This is a genomic window from Affinirhizobium capsici, assembly GCF_977018625.1.
Genome location: NZ_CDRNXD010000004.1, coordinates 2190452 through 2209543 on the forward strand (window position 1 = coordinate 2190452; position 19092 = coordinate 2209543).

Annotated in this window: 19 protein-coding genes and 1 tRNA gene; 4 read left to right on the forward strand and 16 right to left on the reverse strand. The window is 56.6% G+C overall.

Features of this window, described 5'->3' with window-relative positions; translation table 11 throughout:
• Positions 1 to 2: 2 nt before the first annotated feature.
• From cheD to AC0JZ1_RS13920, 9 genes are all read right to left on the reverse strand, one after another.
• Entirely contained in the window at positions 3 to 557 is a 555-nt protein-coding gene (cheD, locus tag AC0JZ1_RS13880) for a chemoreceptor glutamine deamidase CheD (protein ID WP_471882935.1), read from the reverse strand.
• A complete protein-coding gene (locus AC0JZ1_RS13885) occupies positions 554 to 943 on the reverse strand; it encodes a response regulator (RefSeq protein ID WP_062555336.1) in 390 nt (129 codons plus the stop codon). The genes cheD and AC0JZ1_RS13885 overlap by 4 nt, the downstream gene beginning before the upstream one ends.
• Positions 944 to 1984 carry a protein-glutamate O-methylesterase CheB gene (gene cheB, locus AC0JZ1_RS13890; protein ID WP_471882936.1) on the reverse strand — a complete coding sequence of 347 codons (1041 nt, stop codon included), beginning with the start codon at positions 1982 to 1984 and terminating at the stop codon, positions 944 to 946.
• Positions 1981 to 2889, reverse strand: a complete 909-nt coding sequence (gene cheR / locus AC0JZ1_RS13895) for a protein-glutamate O-methyltransferase CheR (RefSeq protein WP_471882937.1) — start codon at positions 2887 to 2889, stop codon at positions 1981 to 1983. The genes cheB and cheR overlap by 4 nt, the downstream gene beginning before the upstream one ends.
• Positions 2886 to 3353 carry a chemotaxis protein CheW gene (locus tag AC0JZ1_RS13900; RefSeq protein WP_471882938.1) on the reverse strand — a complete coding sequence of 156 codons (468 nt, stop codon included), beginning with the start codon at positions 3351 to 3353 and terminating at the stop codon, positions 2886 to 2888. The genes cheR and AC0JZ1_RS13900 overlap by 4 nt, the downstream gene beginning before the upstream one ends.
• Positions 3354 to 3357: 4 nt before the next feature.
• Positions 3358 to 5655, reverse strand: a complete 2298-nt coding sequence (locus tag AC0JZ1_RS13905; protein ID WP_471882939.1) for a chemotaxis protein CheA — start codon at positions 5653 to 5655, stop codon at positions 3358 to 3360.
• 16 nt (positions 5656 to 5671) lie between these two features.
• Positions 5672 to 6037: a chemotaxis response regulator CheY1 gene (cheY1, locus tag AC0JZ1_RS13910; protein ID WP_062555331.1), complete on the reverse strand. Its 366-nt coding sequence runs from the start codon at positions 6035 to 6037 to the stop codon at positions 5672 to 5674.
• The gene (locus AC0JZ1_RS13915; protein ID WP_471882940.1) at positions 6034 to 6333 is read right to left on the reverse strand and encodes an STAS domain-containing protein; all 300 of its coding nucleotides are present in this window, start codon (positions 6331 to 6333) and stop codon (positions 6034 to 6036) included. The genes cheY1 and AC0JZ1_RS13915 overlap by 4 nt, the downstream gene beginning before the upstream one ends.
• Before the next feature lie 81 nt (positions 6334 to 6414).
• Positions 6415 to 8037: a globin-coupled sensor protein gene (locus tag AC0JZ1_RS13920; protein WP_471882941.1), complete on the reverse strand. Its 1623-nt coding sequence runs from the start codon at positions 8035 to 8037 to the stop codon at positions 6415 to 6417.
• An 814-nt stretch (positions 8038 to 8851) separates the two neighbouring features.
• On the opposite strand from AC0JZ1_RS13920, the gene mprF reads away from it, so the two are divergent.
• From mprF to AC0JZ1_RS13940, 4 genes are all read left to right on the forward strand, one after another.
• Positions 8852 to 11452 carry a bifunctional lysylphosphatidylglycerol flippase/synthetase MprF gene (mprF, locus tag AC0JZ1_RS13925; protein ID WP_471882942.1) on the forward strand — a complete coding sequence of 867 codons (2601 nt, stop codon included), beginning with the start codon at positions 8852 to 8854 and terminating at the stop codon, positions 11450 to 11452.
• Positions 11449 to 12822, forward strand: coding sequence for a virulence factor family protein (locus AC0JZ1_RS13930; protein ID WP_471882943.1), 1374 nt, complete (start codon positions 11449 to 11451; stop codon positions 12820 to 12822). The genes mprF and AC0JZ1_RS13930 overlap by 4 nt, the downstream gene beginning before the upstream one ends.
• Positions 12823 to 12971: 149 nt before the next feature.
• On the forward strand, positions 12972 to 13604 hold the full coding sequence (locus AC0JZ1_RS13935; protein WP_471882944.1) for a TerC family protein: 633 nt from the start codon (positions 12972 to 12974) through the stop codon (positions 13602 to 13604).
• A 54-nt stretch (positions 13605 to 13658) separates the two neighbouring features.
• Complete coding sequence (locus AC0JZ1_RS13940; RefSeq protein ID WP_471882945.1) at positions 13659 to 14879, forward strand: TIGR03862 family flavoprotein; 1221 nt, start codon at positions 13659 to 13661, stop codon at positions 14877 to 14879.
• A gap of 109 nt (positions 14880 to 14988) precedes the next feature.
• Here AC0JZ1_RS13940 and AC0JZ1_RS13945 read toward each other — a convergent pair whose 3' ends face one another.
• The 7 genes from AC0JZ1_RS13945 to AC0JZ1_RS13975 form a co-directional block, all read right to left on the reverse strand.
• On the reverse strand, positions 14989 to 16377 hold the full coding sequence (locus AC0JZ1_RS13945) for a GntP family permease (protein ID WP_471882946.1): 1389 nt from the start codon (positions 16375 to 16377) through the stop codon (positions 14989 to 14991).
• A gap of 249 nt (positions 16378 to 16626) precedes the next feature.
• Positions 16627 to 16702: transfer RNA gene (locus tag AC0JZ1_RS13950), tRNA-Phe, on the reverse strand.
• A gap of 198 nt (positions 16703 to 16900) precedes the next feature.
• Positions 16901 to 17110, reverse strand: a complete 210-nt coding sequence (yacG, locus tag AC0JZ1_RS13955; protein WP_471882947.1) for a DNA gyrase inhibitor YacG — start codon at positions 17108 to 17110, stop codon at positions 16901 to 16903.
• A gap of 1 nt (position 17111) precedes the next feature.
• The gene (locus AC0JZ1_RS13960; protein ID WP_471882948.1) at positions 17112 to 17732 is read right to left on the reverse strand and encodes a Maf-like protein; all 621 of its coding nucleotides are present in this window, start codon (positions 17730 to 17732) and stop codon (positions 17112 to 17114) included.
• 35 nt (positions 17733 to 17767) lie between these two features.
• Complete coding sequence (gene infA, locus AC0JZ1_RS13965) at positions 17768 to 17986, reverse strand: translation initiation factor IF-1 (protein WP_004435948.1); 219 nt, start codon at positions 17984 to 17986, stop codon at positions 17768 to 17770.
• 151 nt (positions 17987 to 18137) lie between these two features.
• On the reverse strand, positions 18138 to 18617 hold the full coding sequence (locus tag AC0JZ1_RS13970) for an arsenate-mycothiol transferase ArsC (RefSeq protein WP_471882949.1): 480 nt from the start codon (positions 18615 to 18617) through the stop codon (positions 18138 to 18140).
• Between the two features lies 1 nt (position 18618).
• Entirely contained in the window at positions 18619 to 19092 is a 474-nt protein-coding gene (locus AC0JZ1_RS13975; RefSeq protein ID WP_471882950.1) for a UPF0262 family protein, read from the reverse strand.

The window sequence follows — 19092 nt, forward strand, 5'->3', positions numbered from 1 at the left end:
GTCTAGAAAAATTCGATTGAACTTTCGACTGGCTTGGCAGGCTTCGCAGGACGCTGTTCCTGAGCCACAGTCTTTTGTGTTTCTGCACCGGTCAGTGGGTAGGTTCTCGCCCTTCCGCTGACAGGCCAGTATTCCAGCTTTCTTCCGAACTCCCCGCCGGTTGATGAACCAATGATGGAGATGCCTTCATCGCGCAGGAATTGTGTTGCAAATGCCGCGTTTTGTTCACCCACATTGGAGAAGCTGGCGATGGTTTTCGCACCGCCAAAGATCTTCGCTTCCAGTCTGTCGCGCCGCCCGCCGCGTTTCAGGATGCCGTTGATCAACAACTCCATGAGATGGACCCCATAACGCGACATATCCCCCCCGGACATGCCGCCTGGACCGTTCCCCGGCAGCAGAAAATGGTTCATACCACCTATGCCTGCGACCGGATCTCTCAGGCACGCAGCCACGCAAGACCCCAGGATCGTCGTAATGACGGCGTCCGGATCATCCGTTACCTTGTATTCGCCTTGGATGATATTCATCCGCTTGGCTGCGGCCATTTGGTTCATTTAAGCGCTCCGAATACTGCTTCGATAGCAGCCTTCATCTTCTCGATCGTGAAGGGCTTTGCCAGAACGTTGTTGGCGCCCAGCTGTGCTGCCTTTTGAACAAGTGCACGGTCACCCTGCGCCGTCAGGATGATGAAGGCGGCCTTCTTGGTGTTGGGGTTGGTGCGCACGGCCTGCAAAAGACCCAGCCCGTCCATCTTCGGCATGTTGAAGTCGGAGATGACCAGGTGATGTGGCTGTTCGGCCATGATTTTCATGCCCTGCTCGCCATCACCCGCGGCCGTGATCTGTTTGAAGCCGAGCTGTGTCAGAGCGTCGCTGAGCAGCAACCGGCTCGTGACCTGATCATCCACGATCAGAACTTTTATTTTTTCAGCGAGAGACATTTATTCGGTACCTTCTTTTCGGGCAGCAGTTAATTTCAAGATTTCGTCTCCGATGGCGCCGAGCGGCAATTGCTGCTCGACGGCCCCGATGTCATAGGCAACTCGAGGCATGCCATAGACCACACAGGTCTTCTCGTTCTGTCCGATCGTGCGTGCACCAGCACCACGCATCTTGAGCAGACCGGAGGCTCCATCCCGACCCATTCCGGTCAAGATGACGCCGACAGCATTCCGTCCCGCCAGTTCGGCGACCGAATCGAAGAGCACGTCCACAGACGGCCGATGGCCGTTGACCGGATCGCGCTCCAAAAGCCGGCAGCTTGGAGCCGAGGGATTGACGACCTGAAGGTGCCTGTCGCCACCGGGAGCAAGGTAGATCCTTCCGATCTCCAAACGCGCACCGTCGGTCGCTTCCTGCACCACAGGAGCACAAAGACGATTAAGCCTTTCTGCAAAACTTTTCGTAAACGTCGGCGGCATGTGCTGTGTAATGACCGTCGGCGGGCAATTGGGTGGAAACTTCTGCAACACTGCGATCAGCGCTTCGACCCCCCCGGTAGAGGAACCGATGGCAACGACCTTGCGCCCAACTCGGTAACCGGAAGCCGGTGCAATTTGAGGCACTACGGAGGGCTGCGTTCTACCGCGCTTCGAGCGGGCAGCCGCCTTCACCTTTTCCGCCAGATCGCCGAAGGGGCGCGAATCGCCTGGAACCGGCTTGGAAACGCAATCGAAAGCGCCGATTTCCAAAGCAGCAAGCGTGGCATTGGCGCCCTGATGCGTCATGGTGGACACCATGATCACCGGCATGGGCCGAAGCCGCATAATCTTTTCGAGAAACTCCAACCCATTCATGTTGGGCATTTCGATATCAAGCGTCACCACATCCGGGTTCAACTGCTTGATCGCGGCGCGTGCTTCATGCGCATCACCAGCCTGGCCGACAACGTTGACCTCTGGGTCCTGATTCAGAACAGCCGTGATGAGCCCACGCATGGTAGGCGAGTCATCAACGACAAGAACTCTGGCTGGCATACTCATCCCTTCCTCCCCGCATCTTTGCCAGTATAGCGGTAGGTGGTTATCCCAATGTTATCGAAGAGGTTTTTCGCATCGCCCGACACACGTTCGGAATGGCCGATATAGAGATGGCCTCCGACAGGAAGCAGGGCGGCAAATCGCGACCAGATCTTCATCTGCGTCGGTTCATCAAAGTAGATGACAACGTTGCGGCAGAAGATCACATCGAACTGGCCCTTGAATGGCCATTGGGCCATCAGGTTCAGCTCGTTGTAGGTGATCAATTTCTTGACGCGATCGTCAATTTGGAATTTGCGGCGACCACCGGCATCCACTTCACGGAAATACTGCTTGCGCATGGCAGGCGATACAGTTTCCAGCGAATTTTCATCATAGACGCCAGCGCGCGCCAACGCCAAAATTTTGGGATCGATATCGGTTGCCAGGATCTTGAAATCCAGATCGGCAGCATTTGGCAGTAGAGAAAGAACCGTCAGCGCAATTGAATAGGGTTCCTGGCCGTCGGAAGAGGCAGCCGACCAGATACGGACGCGGCCACCGCTCTTTGCGCGTTGAATAAGGCCCGGCAGCACTTCATCGCGAAGATGGTCGAAATGATGGTTTTCGCGGAAGAAACGCGTGAAGTTGGTTGTCAGGTGAGACAGCATCTCGCGTCGCGGCCCCGCCCCTTCAGGCGAAGCAACCAGGTTGCAATATTCCCGAAACCCACTGAGGCCCAGATTGCGGATATGCTTCGAAAGCCGCGAATAGACGAGAGAGGCTTTCGTATCGTTCAGATAGATGCCCGCATCGGCATAGATCATCGCGGCAATTTCGGACAAGTCACGGCGGGTCAGCGGATATTCTCCGCTGGCCAAAACCTCATCCGGTGATTGCCGGGTATCTGCGAGACCTATAGCTTTCATGCAGCTTCGCTTTCACTTTCCGGGAAAATGGCATCCAACTCGATCAAGCAGATCATCCGCTTGTCGATGGCAAGAATGCCGCGCGCATATTGCTTCTCAAGATCAGAAGACACCTCGGGTACCGGCTGAATATTCTCGTCAGTCACGGTCAGGATATCCGACACAGCTTCGACCAGAAGACCAACCACCCGGCTTTTAACCTGAGCGACAATGATAACGTGGCGCGGCGTAGGTTCAGCGCGCCGCATTCCGAGGCGAGCCGAGAGATCGACGATTGGAAGCACTGCTCCGCGAAGATTGATGACGCCCATGACATAGGACGGCGAATGAGGAAGAGACGTCGCTTTCGTCCAGCCGCGGATTTCCCGCACTGACATGATGTTGACGCAAAATTCCTGATCGCCAATACGGAAAGCGATAAGCTCTCTGCTACCCTGCGCAAGATTCTTCACGGCGTACGACATACACTCAACCCGTTGCTGCCAAAGACATGTCCGACTTCAAAGCACCGTCGCCTCGCAGCGACTGGCCGCGTGAAGCGGCAACCACCGCATCGACATCGAGAATGAGGGCAACACGTCCATCGCCGAGGATGGTGGCGGCTGCGATGCCGGGAACATGCGTGTAGTTTGCTTCGAGAGATTTGATAACGACCTGGCGCTGGCCCTGGATCGCATCCACCATAAGAGCGCGCTGACCGCCACCTTCCGATTCAACCAGCAGCGCAACACCTTCGATAGGGTTGGCCTGGGAGGAGCGGAAATTGAGGATTCGACCGACATCAACCAGCGGGCAGAAGGAGTTGCGGATGGAGATCAAACGCTGGTTTGCGCCGAATGAATGAATGCTCGATGCTTCCGGTTGCAGCGTCTCCACGATGGCGGTCAACGGTACCACAAGCGTCTGGCCAGCAACGGTCACCACCATGCCATCGAGTACGGCGAGCGTCAGCGGCAAGCTCATCGTGAAGGTCGAGCCCTGTCCCGGGCGCGAGCTGATCGAGATACGACCGCCCAGTGCCTGGATCGAACGCTTGACCACGTCCATGCCGACGCCACGACCGGAAATGTCCGAGATCTTGTCGGCCGTTGAGAAGCCCGGCATGAAGATCAGGTTATCGATTTCCTCATCGGAGAGGTTGGCATCTGCCGGAATGAGATCGTTGTCGATCGCCTTCTGACGAACCTTTTCGCGGTTGATACCGGCACCATCATCCACCAGTTCGATCACGATACGGCCAGAACGGTGCTTCGCGGTGAGTTTAACTGTGCCTTCCGGGTTCTTGCCGGCAGCTTCGCGACGTTCAGGGCTTTCGATGCCGTGGTCCACGGCGTTACGGATCATATGGGTCAGCGGCTCGGCCAGCTTGTCGATAACCGTCTTGTCCACTTCGGTGTTTTCACCCTCTGTGATCAGGCGGATCGATTTGCCAACCATGTCGGCCACTTCGCGAACGATACGCGACATGCGTTGGAAGACCGGCTTGACCGGCTGCGCGCGGATCGCCATCACCGAGTCCTGGATCTCGCGGGTGAGCTGTTGCAGCTCTTCCAGGCCCATATTGATGGACGACGTTCCCGTCGTATCGTTTTCAATGACGCTCTGCGAAAGCATGGCCTGGTTGATGACAAGCTCGCCGACAAGGTTGATCAGGCGGTCAACTCGGTCGAGATCGACGCGGATCGTCTGGCCAGCGCTGTTGGCCGCGGCATTGGCGTTTGCACTCGCCGCAGCGGCGGCGGCTGCAGCCGCTGCCTGGCTTTCCTTCTTATCGACGCGAGCGGCAGCTGCGGCCATCTTGGTCACATTGCTTGCGGTTTCGGCTGCAGCCACAGCGGCAGCCTGATCCTGTGCGGATTCGTCGGAGCCCGTCTCCTCCTCGGCACCGCCCTCATCGAGCGCGGAGAGATCGAAGGGTACCGGAACCATCGGCAGTTCTTCCTGCGAAGCTTCCGATGTCTTTACTTCCAGATCGCAATCCCATTCGGCGAATTCGAAGACCGAGCGAATGGCCTGCTCGTCCTTGTCGGTCTTGACGATAATCGTCCAGCTGAAATAGGCGCCTTCCGGGTCCATCCTGTCAAAGTCCGGCAGGCTGTCCGTATCGCAATTGATACTCATTTCGCCGAGGCGGGAGAGATCGCGCAGCAGCAAGGCTGCCTCGTTGCCCTTCCCATACAGTTCCCGACGCGGCTTGAAGCTGACTTCGAAAGCGGTCTGGGCCGAGCCCTCGTCCTCATCACCGAAGCCTTCAAAGGCAAATGGGATGGGCTGGAAACCGCTGTCGTCGGTGGGAACGGGTGCGGGCGCTGCGGCTGCGGGCGCCGGTGCGGCCTTGGGAGCTGCCGCCTTTGGCGCCTCTGCACCGCCGCCTGCCGGGATTTCACCGCGGGCAAGCGCTTCCAGTTCTTTGACGAGGCCACGGCTGCGGCCTTCGTCGATTGAACCGCCATCGCGCGCTGCTGTCACCAAGTCGGCCAACACGTCGGCGGACTTCAGCATGACCTTGAGAACGTCCTGCGTCGGCTCCAACTTGTTCGAGCGTACGCAGTCCAGCGTCGTTTCGAACACATGCGCGAACGAAACCAGGTCATCAAGGCCGAACGCCCCGGCACCACCCTTGATTGAGTGGACTGCACGGAAGACGGCATTCACCGTTTCCGGGTCACGGTCGCCATCATTCAGCTTGAGAAGACCAGATTCCAGTTCCGCGAGCTGCTCCTCGCACTCCTGGAAGAAGATCTCTTTGATTTCGTTCATATCCATCGCAGGAATTCCCGGTTCAGGCGGTTACACGCTCAATCGCATCGATCAGTTTTGCCGGATCGAAAGGCTTCACGATCCAGCCAGTCGCACCAGCCTGGCGCGCGCGGTTTTTCTTTTCCGCATCGCTTTCCGTTGTCAGTACGAGAATAGGTACAGCGCGGTAGCGCTCATTGCGGCGCACGCCTTCGATAAAGCCGAAACCATCGAGACGCGGCATGTTAATATCGGTGACGATCACGTCCGGGTTGCACTCTTCGAGCACTTCCAAACCTTCAACGCCATCTTCAGCCTGAATGGTCTCGAAGCCGGCATTGTTGAGGGTCACCAGAAGCATGTTCCGGATCGTCCGTGAATCGTCCACGGTAAGTACTTTTTTCTTCACTGCCGAATCTCCTTCGCGAGCAGGTGATCTACATTGATTCCGATGAGCTGCATGGTCTTCGTAAATGCATCCGAAACCTTATCGAACACGAAGCTCTTCTTGTCCTTTTCCCAGGCGTTTACTGCCGCCATGAGAACCTGCACGCATTGCACGCCAACACGTTCAACACCGGAGGCATCAATCGACACATCCTTGCCGCGCAGCGATGACAACTGGCCATGCAGGTTGGACGCCTCGTTGAGGTCCAGAACCGAGGCCAGTTTCACTGTCTCTGCCTGTGCATTCTTGACTGCCATTCCTTCAACCCTCGTCCTTCAAACTTCCTCGCGACACAAAGCTCGTGCCGTTAGAGTTCCCAACTCGGCCCCCGAGGCCGATTATCTTCCAACCGCCAGCGCATGCGATGGCAGAAAGGCAAGATTGCTTGCCGCCAGATCAGCATGATCGCCAAGCTCATTTAACTCTTCAGTGCTGCGAGGACGGCGCGCCTCCCAGACATGACCCTTTTCGACCTGCCGCTCGATCCGGAATTCCCGGACCGTCCGTCCAAGCTCAACGATGACCGTCTGCAGCGCATCGCCGCTTTCACCCACAGTCCGTGCACGCTCCGCGCTGGCAGCCATGCGACGATCCAGCGTTTCCACATCAAGGCGCATCTGCTCGAGCGAACGCACCTGGTCATCCGTCGCACGGGCAATTCCAGTCACCGTGTCGTTGATGGACTTGACCTGCTGAACCAGCCCGCCAATGGCGTGCTGGGTCTGGTGCACCATCTTCACACCAGCATCGACCTGGGCTTTCGTGCCGCTCACCAATTGCTTGATTTCACGCGCGGCATCGGCAGAACGCTGTGCAAGGGCACGAACCTCTTGTGCAACCACCGCAAAACCGCGGCCTGAATCTCCTGCACGCGCAGCCTCAATGCCTGCGTTCAGGGCCAACAGATTGGTCTGGAACGCAATCTCATCAATAACGCCGATAATCTGCCCAATCTTTTCGGCAGAATTCTCGATATCGGACATGGCGTTGATCGCCTTGCCAACAACTTCACCGCTTTCCTCGGCAGCGCGGCGTGCCTCGCCAACGGATTTCTCTGCAAGCGCCGATTCAGCTGCACTTGCCTTGGCATTCTCGGTCAGTGACGAAAGATCGTTGAAGGTCACACCCATCGCTTGGGCATGCGCCCCAAGTTCTTCAGCCACCTGCCTTGCATCGTTCGAAAGCGTCGCAGTCATTTCTTCCGCGCGCAACAGGCGGTGCGAAGCAGTCTCCAGTGCACCCGTCATCGCATCCAGCGCCTGATCGAGCAGACAGCACAAATCACTGTACACATCGGGCTGCTTATCGCCGATGCGCACCGTCAAATCCTTGCCAGCCAGCGCCGCCGCGACGGGCCCGAAAAGGTCGTTTGCCTCGGCCTGATCCTTTTCCCGCTGAAGGCTAAGAGCGCGCTGATGCTTTTGACGCATCTCGTTGATGCGCAGCGAAATCGCAATCTCAACATCCACCATGACAAGCCGAATGACAGCCCGCACGGCATCGGAAATCTCCTTGTCCCGTTTGCGGGAGGCGGGCAAAAGCGATTTGGGCGCCATCTGCTCCAAAAGACCGTCGATCAGGTTTTCAAGCATCACTGCATGACCACTGATGTGCCAACGCGGATCGAGACCCATACGGCCCTCGGCATCAGAAAGAACCTTCACTCGCTCGGCATAGAGCGCATCGAAGCGGGCGTCCGTCAAAACGCTCCAGTGGGAAGCCTGCAAATCGTGGAGGCGCTCCACCTGAAGATCGCTCTCGAAAAAGCGCATCGCTTCGGAGGATGATTGCAGCCTATGGAAGAAATCCCGCAAGCCTTCTTTCAATCTCGCTTCCAGCGAAGGGCGGAACCGGCGCAACAGGTCGCAACTCTCGGCGTCGAGGCCGGCAAACGCCAGTCGGTCACGCAAGCTTCCCGCTTGCGCCTTTCTGGTCTGCTCCGATCCCGCGTCTTGAGCCAAGGCTCATCCCCATAATTCCCGGCATTCTGTATCCGGACTGTGATCTCGTTTTCGCGCCCGAGGAGCTCGGGCTCGCATCTGCATTCACCCATGAAAACCATAATGGCGTCTTAAGATTGCACACTGATCGCGATAAGAACCGGCACAAACCTGCTCGTCATCGACAAATCTTCGCGCATTACCTTGAGTTGTCATGGAGAGATACCGGGTCAAAACCGGTACGTCGGCGCGGCTTCATGCCAGAAAAGGTGGAAGGCTCGCATCCAACCCAGTTCGCCGTGTAGCTCTAGTTGTATGGTTAATTCCTTGCTTGAAAGTTAATGCGTGATGGCGTTCAAGCGTTTTCCTGAAAACTGATAAGCCGCAGGATGCAAAGACTTACGCATTCATGACGAGTTGCGGCAAATCTGTTACATTCTATTGTTTTAAATATACCTATTCCCAAGGTTTTCAGGGCCTGAAACGGGGCGATAACCATATCTGCACCAAATCTCCGCCTGATGTGCATTCAAGGATGCCAAAGCTCATCCGAAACGCCTGATAGCCGTGATTTTACGGATTTCTTTAAGGAAATTTCATGAGCACGCGCTAAAGCCTTCAACAATAGTGCGCGACTTGAAAAGACATCTGCAAACGCATGGCTTGCAACGACGGATCTGTTTCTTTTCGGGTCACATGAAATAAAAGAGAAACACTCGCAAAGTTTTGGACAGCGCCGTAGTTTTGTCCAAGTTTCAGCGAGAGGAGTAAGCGCTTCTGGCGAGATCGATTTGACGCTCGTGCAGGAAATGCTTGATCTGCAACCAGGTGCTTTATGACAGCTCACGAAAGTTCCTCGCCGGACACGCCACACAGCAACCGCATGCTCGCTTTTTTTGCGCGGTTCCGTTTTTACATCACATGGTTGGCAATGCTGGTCGTGTTCGCGATGATGGCGGTGGCCGTCTATAAGCTGACCAATGAAGTACGTTATGATGAAGTGGTGGATGCGCTGGCAGATACCAGCTGGCTGGCCATTGGCCTTGCTGTCCTCTTTACGGCCCTGAGCTTCCTCGCGCTGATCTACTACGATTTGAATGCCCTGGAGTATATCGGCAGAAAACTGCCATTCGGCCCGGTGGCCGCTACAGCTTTCAGCGCTTATGCCATTGGCAATACGGCAGGCTTTGGTGCTTTGAGCGGCGGCGCAATCCGTTTTCGCGCCTATAGCCGCCTTGGCCTGTCGCCGGACGATATAGCCCGCGTCATTGCCTTCGTCACTTTCGCGTTCGGTCTCGGCCTCCTGGCTGTCAGTTCTATCGCCGCGCTGATCACCGCTCCGCGATTGGCCAGCATTGTGGGTTTGGATGCCCTTTATCTGCGTGCGGGCGCGGTCGCGGTTCTCATCATTTTGGGTGGTCTGCTCTATGTGGGCCGCAACGGGCGTCGCGTTGAAATCATGCGCATTCGCCTGCGCCTGCCCGATACCCTCACCTCGTCACGGCAGTTCCTGATCACGGCAGCGGACCTCGCAGTATCCGCCTCCGCGCTTTACGTATTGCTGCCGGACACCAATATTGGTTGGCCCTCCTTTTTCGCCATCTACGCAACGGCCGTTGGTCTCGGCGTTCTCAGTCACGTCCCGGCGGGTCTGGGTGTCTTTGAGGCGGTTATCATTGGCGCGCTCGGAAATACCATCAGTCTCGATGCGCTGCTGGGCAGCCTTGTGCTTTACCGCATGGTCTATCACGTCCTGCCGCTCACCATCGCGATTGTCATGATTATCGTGTCGGAAGCGCGGGCACTCGCCAAGCACCCTGTGGCCAGCGATATTGGCAATGTTGCCATTCGCCTTTCGCCGCCGCTCTTGTCGGCCTTCGCGCTCCTGCTCGGCACCATGCTGATCTTTTCGAGCGTGACGCCGACGCCCGACACGGATCTCGACATTCTTTCCGGCTTTATTCCGCTGCCCGTAGTGGAAAGTGCGCACTTTCTCTCCAGCCTTCTTGGGCTTGGCCTCGTCATTGCCTCACGCGGCCTTGCCCAGCGCCTTGATGGCGCCTGGTGGGTTGCGCTCGCCTGTGGCGTTCTGGGCTTCCTGTTTTCCTTCCTGCGCGCTGTTGCACTGGGTGAAGCCTCTTTCCTCGGCTTCTTCGTCGTAGCCATGCTGCTCAACAGAAACCGCTTCCAGCGTCCGGCCTCCCTTTTCTCGCAGGTGCTCAGCACGCCTTGGATCATGGCCATCGGCATCATCCTTGCGGGTGCCACCACAATCCTTCTCTTCGTGTATCGCGATGTGGATTACAGCCATCAGCTTTGGTGGCAGTTCGAATTCTTCGGCGAAGCACCCCGCGGCTTGCGCGCGCTTTTGGGCGTATCCATCCTCTCCGGCGCCATTGCCATTTTCAGCCTGCTCAGACCGGCGTTCAATCGTCCGGAGGATGTAACTGCCGAGGAAATCATCAAAGCCTCAGCCATTGTGGATGGACAGGACAATGCCGACGCCAATCTCGTGAGAATGGGCGACAAGCATGTGATGTTCTCCGATAGCGGCAAGAGCTTCATCATGTACGGCATTCAGGGCCGCTCGTGGATAGCGCTTGGTGATCCGGTGGGTGATAGCGAAGAGACCGCCGAGATGATCTGGCGCTTCGTGGAGCGGGCGCGCGATGCAGGCGGTCGCGCCGTGCTTTATCAAGTCTCTCCGGCACTGCTGTCTTTCTGCGCCGATGCAGGATTGCGCGCTTTCAAATTGGGAGAGATGGCAATGGTCAATCTTTCCACCTTCGATCTGAAGGGTGGAAGGCTTGCGGGACTGCGGCAGGCGCTCAACAAGGGCAAGCGCGATGGCATGGAGTTTGCCATCGTGGAGAAGGCGGATGTGCCCGCCATCATGCCGGAACTGAAAGCTGTCTCGGATGCCTGGCTTTCGCACCATGAAACGCGGGAAAAAGGATTCTCTCTCGGGGCTTTCGATGAAGCCTACGTCTCCTCGATGCCCGTTGCGATCATCCGGATGGGAGAGCGTATCGTCGCGTTTGCCACGCTTTTCCTGACCGAAACAAAGGTGGAAGGCAGCGTGGACTTGATGCGCTTTGCGCCAGAAGCGCCACGCGGCGCGATGGACTTCCTATTCGTAAGTCTTATTGAGCATCTGAAAATTGCCGAATATCAATGGTTCAATCTTGGAATGGCTCCTTTGTCCGGCATGTCGAAGCGAGAAGTAGCCCCGGTTTGGGATCGAATTGGCAGCACCCTCTTCGAACACGGTGAGCGTTTCTATAACTTCAAGGGCTTGAGAGCTTTCAAATCGAAGTTCCATCCCCGCTGGGAGCCCCGCTATTTTGCGGTTGCGGGTGGAACGGGCGCGGTGCTCGCCCTGATGGATGTAACCCTATTGATCAGCGGCGGAGTTCGCGGTGTGGTTGGCAAATGAGAAAAGCTTTAGGACGGATTTTGCTGTGTTCTGCGATGCTTTGCAGCTTCGCTTTGGGTCCAGCTGCCGCGCAATCCGGTGATCAGACCTTCGACACGGGCATGATCCCCTCCCCGCATATCTTGAAACCCTCCGGTGACGTGAAGGCCAATATCTTCCTTCTCTCGGATGCGGATGGCTGGAATGCGCGTGAGGAACAGCAGGCAAAGGCGCTGACCGACAAGGGTGCTTTGGTCATCGGCATTGATCTCCCGTCCTACATCGCCTCGCTTGGCAAGGATGACGATGATTGCATCTATATGATATCCGACATCGAGTCGCTTGCCCAACAGGTGCAGCGCTCTTTGGGCAACGGCAATTACCGCAGCCCCATCGTTGCGGGCGTTGGCGCGGGTGGTGCTTATGTTCTCGGCATGCTGGCACAGAGCCCGCCGCACACGATTGGCGAAGCAATTGCTGTCGATCCCGATGCCACCATTACGTTGCCGAAGGTTCTTTGCACCCCGGCAGAAAAAAAGACCATTGGCAATGCCGTTCAATATGGCCTGACCGACGGCGATCTACCTTCGCCAGCCACTATTCTATTGACGAAGGCGGCACCCGCAGATGGTGCCGCGCACGCCAAGGAATTGCAGAAGGATCACGAGGACATTGATATCGAAAACCAGGATGTCGATGCGGATACGGCTCTTATCCAGACACTCAGCGACCGTATCGACGCGTCAGGTGCGGATTCCTCGCCGCTTGGTCTGCCTCTGACGGTTTTGGAAACGAAGCCGAAGTACAACACCATGGCTATCATCATTTCGGGCGACGGTGGCTGGCGCGATATCGATAGTGAAGTGGGCTCCGCTTTGCAGGAGGACGGTATTCCTGTCGTCGGCCTGGATTCTCTGCGATATTTTTGGTCGAAAAAAGATGCGGCCACCACCGCGGCAGATCTTAGCCGCATCATCCGCACCTACCGCAAGCAGTGGAATGTGCAGAATGTGATGCTGATCGGATATTCCTTCGGAGCAGACATTATTCCCTCTACCTATAACCAGTTGCCGGAGGCGGATCGCAACCGCGTGATCCTGATGTCGCTGCTGGCGCTGTCCAACACAGCCGAATTCGAGATCTCGGTTTCCGGCTGGCTCGGCGGCTCCGGTACGGGAGAAGGCGGCGACCCAGTGGTCGACCTCAAGAAGATCGATCCTAAACGAATCCAATGCGTCTATGGAACCGAGGATGATGAAGATGCCTGCAAGGCCCTAGGTTCCACCGGTGTAGAAACGCTTGGCATTGAGGGCGGCCATCACTTCGATGAAGACTATGATGCGCTAGCCACTCACTTGATTGATGCGCTTAAAAAGCGGTTGAAGCCTTGAATGCGAAATCAAAGCGCAAAACTTAAAGAAAACTGCGCTCTGATCATAGCCGCCTCTTGTCATCCGGCGTGAAATCTTATGTAGCCATTCGGGAAATGAATGGACAGGCGCGATATGCGGGGGCGTAGCGCCGGAGGGACAAGAAACAGATGGAAATTTTTACAGCGGCGGGACTGGCGGCTCTACTCCAGGTCATCGCAATCGACCTCGTACTCGCGGGTGACAATGCCATTGTCATTGGCCTTGCTGCGGCAGGTCTGCCTGCGCATCAGCGCAACAAGGCAATTCTGGTCGGCATTATTGCCGCAACCGTTCTGCGCATCGGCTTTGCCACCATAACAGCCTATCTCCTCGGCATCGTGGGCTTGCAATTAATCGGCGGTCTTTTGCTTGCCTGGGTATGCTGGAAGATGTGGAGCGAGTTGCGCTCGGCGGATCATAATGCCGCAGATGCCATGTCTGAGGCAGAAGCGGAGAAGACCAAAGTCAACAAGACCTTCCTGCAAGCCGCCACCCAGATTGTCATTGCCGATGTTTCCATGTCGCTGGATAACGTGCTGGCCGTGGCGGGTGCTGCACAGGATCATACCACAGTGCTGATTATTGGCCTTGTGGTCTCCATCGCGTTGATGGGTCTTGCGGCCAACCTCGTCGCCAAGCTGCTGCACCGCTATCGCTGGATTGCCTATCTTGGTCTCGCCGTCATTGTCTATGTTACCTTCAACATGATCTATCACGGCAGTGTCGAAGTCTGGCCCTATATCCAACAGTGGATGGCCTGATAATAAGGGCGCAGGCACTGGTTTGCGCCACTTGAAACGCAACAGGGCTCACGCATGGCACTGCCTGAACTGACGGTGGATAGTCTCATCATCGGCGGCGGACCTGCCGGTTTGATGGCGGCGGAAGAGCTGAGCAGGCTCGGTCATTCCACTACCATCTGCGATGCCATGCCAAGTTTTGGCCGAAAGTTCCTGCTGGCCGGAAAATCCGGCCTCAACATAACCCATTCGGAAGACTACGAGCAGTTTCGCACCCGCTTTGGCACGGCCTCCTCGCGTCTTGCGAAAGCTCTCGATGAGTTCACACCGCAGCAGGTGCGCGAGTGGGCGGCTGAACTTGGCAGTGAAACCTTCATCGGAACCTCGGGTCGCGTTTTCCCAACCGTCATGAAGGCATCGCCCCTATTGCGGGCCTGGATCAAACGTCTACAGGATCATGGCGTCACCTTCTTGGCACGCCACCGCATGGTTGGCATTGCCCCCGGTGTGGCAGAATTTGTCACGCCAGATGGACCAAGGCGCATCCGTGCAAAATCCATTCTCTTGGCGCTGGGCGGAGCAAGCTGGCCAAAGCTCGGCTCAGATGGGACCTGGGTCCCAATTATTGATCAACTCGGCATCGCGCATTCGCCGCTCCTGCCCGCCAATTGCGGCTTTGACGCTGGCTGGAGCGATCTGTTCCGAGAGCGCTTTGCTGGCGAGCCTATCAAATCGGTCGCGATCACGTCATCGGCTGGCACGTCACAGGGTGAATTCGTTATCACTGAGCATGGCGTGGAGGGCAGCCTCATCTATGCCCATGCACAGGCCTTGCGGGATGAATGGCTGGCAAATGGCAGCGCAACGCTGAGGCTGGATCTCTCGCCGGGACGAACTCAAGCGCAGCTCTCATCCGCCCTGCAGAAGCAACCGAAAAGCCAAAGCCTATCAAACCGCCTACGCAAGCTCGGGCTCTCCCCGGTCAAAATAGCCCTGCTTCGTGAAGCGACGGACAAAGACGCCCTTCAATCCCCGGAAGGCACTGCCGCCCTCATTAAAAACCTGAATATCATTCTTCAGCGACCACGCCCTATCGAAGAAGCAATATCCACCGCTGGCGGCATCCGTTGGGATGCGCTCGATGAGCATTACATGCTCTGCGCCCAGCCTGGACTTTTCGCCGCCGGGGAGATGATCGACTGGGAAGCGCCCACCGGCGGCTATCTGCTAACCGCCTGCTTCGCCACCGGCCGCGCCGCTGGTCGCGGCATGGCAGAATGGCTGAGGCGAAACTGAAGCATCTCGCGCAAAGTGTGCAGCAGTTTTGCGATGACGACATGCAATGAGACAAAGAGTTAAGCTTAGAGAGCGAATCTGAAAGATCGCAACACGCTTTAGGGGCTTCTCAGATGAGAGGCGGCAGCAGGTTCATCAAGAGAACCATGATCAGCCCCACAACCGAGACGATGGATTGAATAACGGAAATCGTCCACGTCGCCTCGCGCATGGACATGCCGAAGGATTCCTTCACCAGCCAGAACCCCGCATGGTTGGCATAGTTGAAGAACAGTGACCCGCAACCGATCGAGAGTGCCAGCAGTGGCGCGTTGATGTCACCCGCACCGGCAAGAGGTGCAAGCAGACCGGATGCGCCGACAATACCAACCGTCGCGGAGCCCGTGGATACCGAAAGAAGCATGGAGATGATCCAGCCAAGCATGAGCGGCGAAAGCGAGAATTGCTGGCTCATATGCATGATGGCATCGCCCACTTTGGCATCCGTCAACACATGCTGGAATGCACCGCCACCAGCAATAATGAGTAGAACATTGGCGATTGGCTTCACGCTACCAGACATGGACTCACGGAGTTTCTCAGCATTACCGCCACGGCCATAGATCAACACGCCAGCGGCAAAGATCACGCCGATCAGCATGGCAATGACGGGATCACCAATAAAGCCTGTAATAGATTCAGCGGTCGAACCCTTTGGGGCGAACAGCTCCGTCAGGGCGTGGAGCAACATCAGGATTGCCGGTAGAAGCGCAGTCAGCAAGCTGAGACCAAGACCCGGTGCAGCTTGAGGCGAGCCATCCGCCTCAGTGCGCGTGGAGAACTGGTCGATAAGCGATTCATCCGGGCGAACGGTCAAACGCGGTGCAATGAATGCACCATAGAGCGGCCCACCCAGAATGATGGCAGGAATGGCGGCGATGAAGCCATAAAGCATCGTTGCGCCAAGATTGGTGTGGAGCGCCGCTATGGCCGTCAATGGTCCGGGATGCGGCGGCACCATGCCATGCATTGAAGCCAAGGCAGCGATGACCGGGACACCAACATAAACATAAGAGGAGCCACGAACGGCCGAGGTCGAATCAAGCTTCCGCGCCACACTGAAAATCAGCGGCAACAGCACGATAAGGCCCACTTCGAAGAACATGGGTATTCCAATGACGAATGCAGCCCCTGCCATGACCCAGGGTAGCAGGCGCGCAGAGGTCTTCTCTATAATGAGGTTCGAGATTCCGTCCGTCACACCGGATGTTGCAAGGATTTTGCCCAGCATGGCACCCAGCGCAACGACAATGCCAACCGCACCGAGCGTATTGCCTGCACCGCTCTCGATTGATTTGATCAGCTTCTCGACAGGCATGCCGGTTGCCAAACCCACTGCAATGGACGTGATGAGGAGCGCCAAAAGCGGGTGCATTCTGATTTTGGAAACAATCAGGAAAACGAGAAAAATAACGCCAGCGGCAGCTATGACAAGCAGTTGAATATCGGCAGTGCTCATGTTGGACTCGTTGAAAAATCATTCTAGAGAATGAGAGCGCACTTCGGCGAGAGCGTAGTGCAGGAAGGGTGCTACTGTTTTCTCCCCCTCACGCCGCGCGTCAACTCTTTTCTGATCTGAAATCGGAATTGTTCGACCGAGCTGGCAATATAGCCGTTCTCATACCTCGACACGTAGCGAGACGGGTCTGCAGGCGACATCGCACCAACAGCTCATCAACAACCTAATTACGAAAACCGTTTTGAAAAATGGTGCCCGGAGGCGGATTTGAACCACCGACACGCGGATTTTCAATCCGCTGCTCTACCAACTGAGCTATCCGGGCATCTCGGCTTTTGCGAAGCCTTCCGGCCTCTTTCGAGGACCGCCGGGGCGTTTCCCCCGGGAGCGAGCGGGGTTATAACATCTTGTTCGGACATGGCAAGCGGCTTTGCCAACTTTTTTGACAAGCTTGTGAAAAACCCTGTCTGCCTTGCGCTAAAGCACTGAATTCCTTCAAGGGTACGCTGTCACATCAGACGCTTCAAACCTCGTCCTCTCCATCTGCCTTGCGCTCATCGTCCGCCACGGGAATCGCGTAAGAGCCATTCAGCCAACGCGAAAGATCAAGCGTGCGGCAACGGTCGGAGCAGAAGGGGTAATGTTCGCGGTGGGAAGGCTTGCCGCATTCCGGGCATGGTCTTGCCTTGCGCAGAGGCTCGACCTTTGCGCTGAAAACAATCTTGTCATTCATGTCAGTTCTCCGGCCAGAGCGTGGCCACTTCGAAACCCTCGCCGTTGAGCAAGAGCGCCGTTTCATAGAGCGGCAAGCCAACCACATTCGTGTAGGAACCCACCAGCTTCTGCACGAAGCTGCCAGCAATGCCTTGAATGGCATAGGCCCCGGCCTTTCCGCGCCACTGGTCAGACGCCAGATAGGCATCGATTTCCTTGGTGGCAAGGCGCTTGAAGCGAACTTTCGTTTCCACCACCTTCTGGCGGAACTGGCCGCCCGGCGTTACCAGGCAGATGCCAGTATAAACCCAGTGACCGCGACCGGAGAGCAGGTGCAGCGCACTGGCAGCTTCGTCCATATATTCCGTCTTGGACAGAATACGCCGCCCGACAGCCACCACCGTATCGGCAGAGAGGATGTAACTGTGGCGCCACGCCAGATCATCCTTCACGGCAGCAAAGGCCGCTTCCGCTTTTTCCAGCGAAAGACGGCGTGCCAGCGAGCGGGGATGTTCCGATTTCTTCGGCGCTTCATCGATATCCATCGGCATGAGACGCGCCGGTTTGATCCCCATCTGGTTAAGAAGATCAAGGCGCCTCGGCGAACCCGAGGCGAGAATGAGCTTTTGGTCCAGAGCCATGGGGAACCTCAGGCTTGCTGTGAAATAAGAGGCACTTACTTGAAGCGGTAGGTGATGCGGCCCTTGGTCAGGTCATAAGGGGTCATTTCCACCAGAACCTTGTCGCCCGCCAGAACGCGGATGCGGTTCTTGCGCATGCGACCCGCTGTGTGTGCAATGATTTCATGCTCGTTTTCGAGTTTCACCCGGAATGTCGCATTGGGCAGCAATTCGGTAACAACGCCCGGGAATTCCAGAACTTCTTCTTTAGCCATCGAGAGCTTTTCTTCCTGTGTTTGGTCAATAAGAGGCCACATTGAGGCTGCAGCCTTGAAAATTGCGCGGAAACTACACGTTCCCCGCACGTTTGTGAACCTAGCGAGTGCGCGAATCTCACACTCCTCTGAATGACGGTCCGGCTTTATGTCAAATCGTCTGATGCGGCTGGACATGCGGTCGGGCAAAACGCGTCTGAATTCGCTCCCACAACTCATCCCTTATGCCACGATAAGCATCCAAGATACGCTCGCGGCTGCCTGTTTCCACGGTGGGGTCCAGCGTCGGCCAGTACTCCACATCGATGGCCTGAGATCGCGTCAGCTCCAAAGCCCGGTGATGGGCTTCCGGCGAGAGCGTGACGATGACATCGAAGAAATCATCCTCCAGCTCGTCCAGTGTCTGGGGCGGATGCCTTGGCAGGCTCAAGCCAATTTCCTGGAGAACGACATCGACAAAGGGATCTGGCTCGCCTGCTTTTACACCGGCGGAACGAACATAGATATCGGTTGGCAGCAGACGTTTTGCAATGGCTTCCGCCATGGGCGAGCGGATGGAATTCATGCCACACATGAACAGCAGCGCCCCCGGCCGTGCGGGTTTGGTTTCGGTGCCTGGGCCGCTCGTCATGTCAACCGCGCCAATACAGAACGCAGACGAGCGTAAAAAGTCGTCGCGCGGTATCAAAATCAATCTCGATCTTGCCCTTCAGCCGGTCCCGCAGTGTTTCCGAACCATCGTTGTGAATACCCCGCCGTCCCATGTCGATCGCCTCGATCTGCGATGGGGTGGAGGAACGGATTGCTTCATAATAACTTTCGCAAATCATGAAGTAGTCCTTGATGATCCGCCGCAGCGGCGTCAGCGACAGGATGTGTGTGGCAACCGCCTCCCCCGCCTCGGTTGTAATCGTCAAAACCAGCTTTGCCTCGATTAGCGACAATTGCAGCCGATAAGGCCCACCGGCATGGCCAACCGGATGAAACGCGTTTTCCTCAATCAGATCGAATATGGCGACCGCACGCTCGTGCTCGACATCCGGCGTCGAACGGCCAATGCTGTCATCCAGCACCACGTCGAACAGCCGGAAGTCGCCATCAGCCAT

Excerpts from the sequence above, each read along its gene's own strand:
- yacG (WP_471882947.1), bottom strand. The coding sequence starts at position 17,110 with ATGAATGACAAGATTGTTTTCAGCGCAAAGGTCGAGCCTCTGCGCAAG.
- AC0JZ1_RS13935 (WP_471882944.1), top strand. The coding sequence starts at position 12,972 with ATGGAAATTTTTACAGCGGCGGGACTGGCGGCTCTACTCCAGGTCATC.
- AC0JZ1_RS13945 (WP_471882946.1), bottom strand. The coding sequence starts at position 16,377 with ATGAGCACTGCCGATATTCAACTGCTTGTCATAGCTGCCGCTGGCGTT.
- AC0JZ1_RS13940 (WP_471882945.1), top strand. The coding sequence starts at position 13,659 with ATGGCACTGCCTGAACTGACGGTGGATAGTCTCATCATCGGCGGCGGA.
- AC0JZ1_RS13960 (WP_471882948.1), bottom strand. The coding sequence starts at position 17,732 with ATGGCTCTGGACCAAAAGCTCATTCTCGCCTCGGGTTCGCCGAGGCGC.
- AC0JZ1_RS13900 (WP_471882938.1), bottom strand. The coding sequence starts at position 3,353 with ATGTCGTACGCCGTGAAGAATCTTGCGCAGGGTAGCAGAGAGCTTATC.
- cheD (WP_471882935.1), bottom strand. The coding sequence starts at position 557 with ATGAACCAAATGGCCGCAGCCAAGCGGATGAATATCATCCAAGGCGAA.
- cheR (WP_471882937.1), bottom strand. The coding sequence starts at position 2,889 with ATGAAAGCTATAGGTCTCGCAGATACCCGGCAATCACCGGATGAGGTT.
- AC0JZ1_RS13930 (WP_471882943.1), top strand. The coding sequence starts at position 11,449 with ATGAGAAAAGCTTTAGGACGGATTTTGCTGTGTTCTGCGATGCTTTGC.
- AC0JZ1_RS13905 (WP_471882939.1), bottom strand. The coding sequence starts at position 5,655 with ATGGATATGAACGAAATCAAAGAGATCTTCTTCCAGGAGTGCGAGGAG.
- AC0JZ1_RS13975 (WP_471882950.1), bottom strand. The coding sequence starts at position 19,092 with ATGGCTGATGGCGACTTCCGGCTGTTCGACGTGGTGCTGGATGACAGC.
- cheB (WP_471882936.1), bottom strand. The coding sequence starts at position 1,984 with ATGAGTATGCCAGCCAGAGTTCTTGTCGTTGATGACTCGCCTACCATG.
- AC0JZ1_RS13970 (WP_471882949.1), bottom strand. The coding sequence starts at position 18,617 with ATGACGAGCGGCCCAGGCACCGAAACCAAACCCGCACGGCCGGGGGCG.
- AC0JZ1_RS13885 (WP_062555336.1), bottom strand. The coding sequence starts at position 943 with ATGTCTCTCGCTGAAAAAATAAAAGTTCTGATCGTGGATGATCAGGTC.
- AC0JZ1_RS13915 (WP_471882940.1), bottom strand. The coding sequence starts at position 6,333 with ATGGCAGTCAAGAATGCACAGGCAGAGACAGTGAAACTGGCCTCGGTT.
- infA (WP_004435948.1), bottom strand. The coding sequence starts at position 17,986 with ATGGCTAAAGAAGAAGTTCTGGAATTCCCGGGCGTTGTTACCGAATTG.
- mprF (WP_471882942.1), top strand. The coding sequence starts at position 8,852 with ATGACAGCTCACGAAAGTTCCTCGCCGGACACGCCACACAGCAACCGC.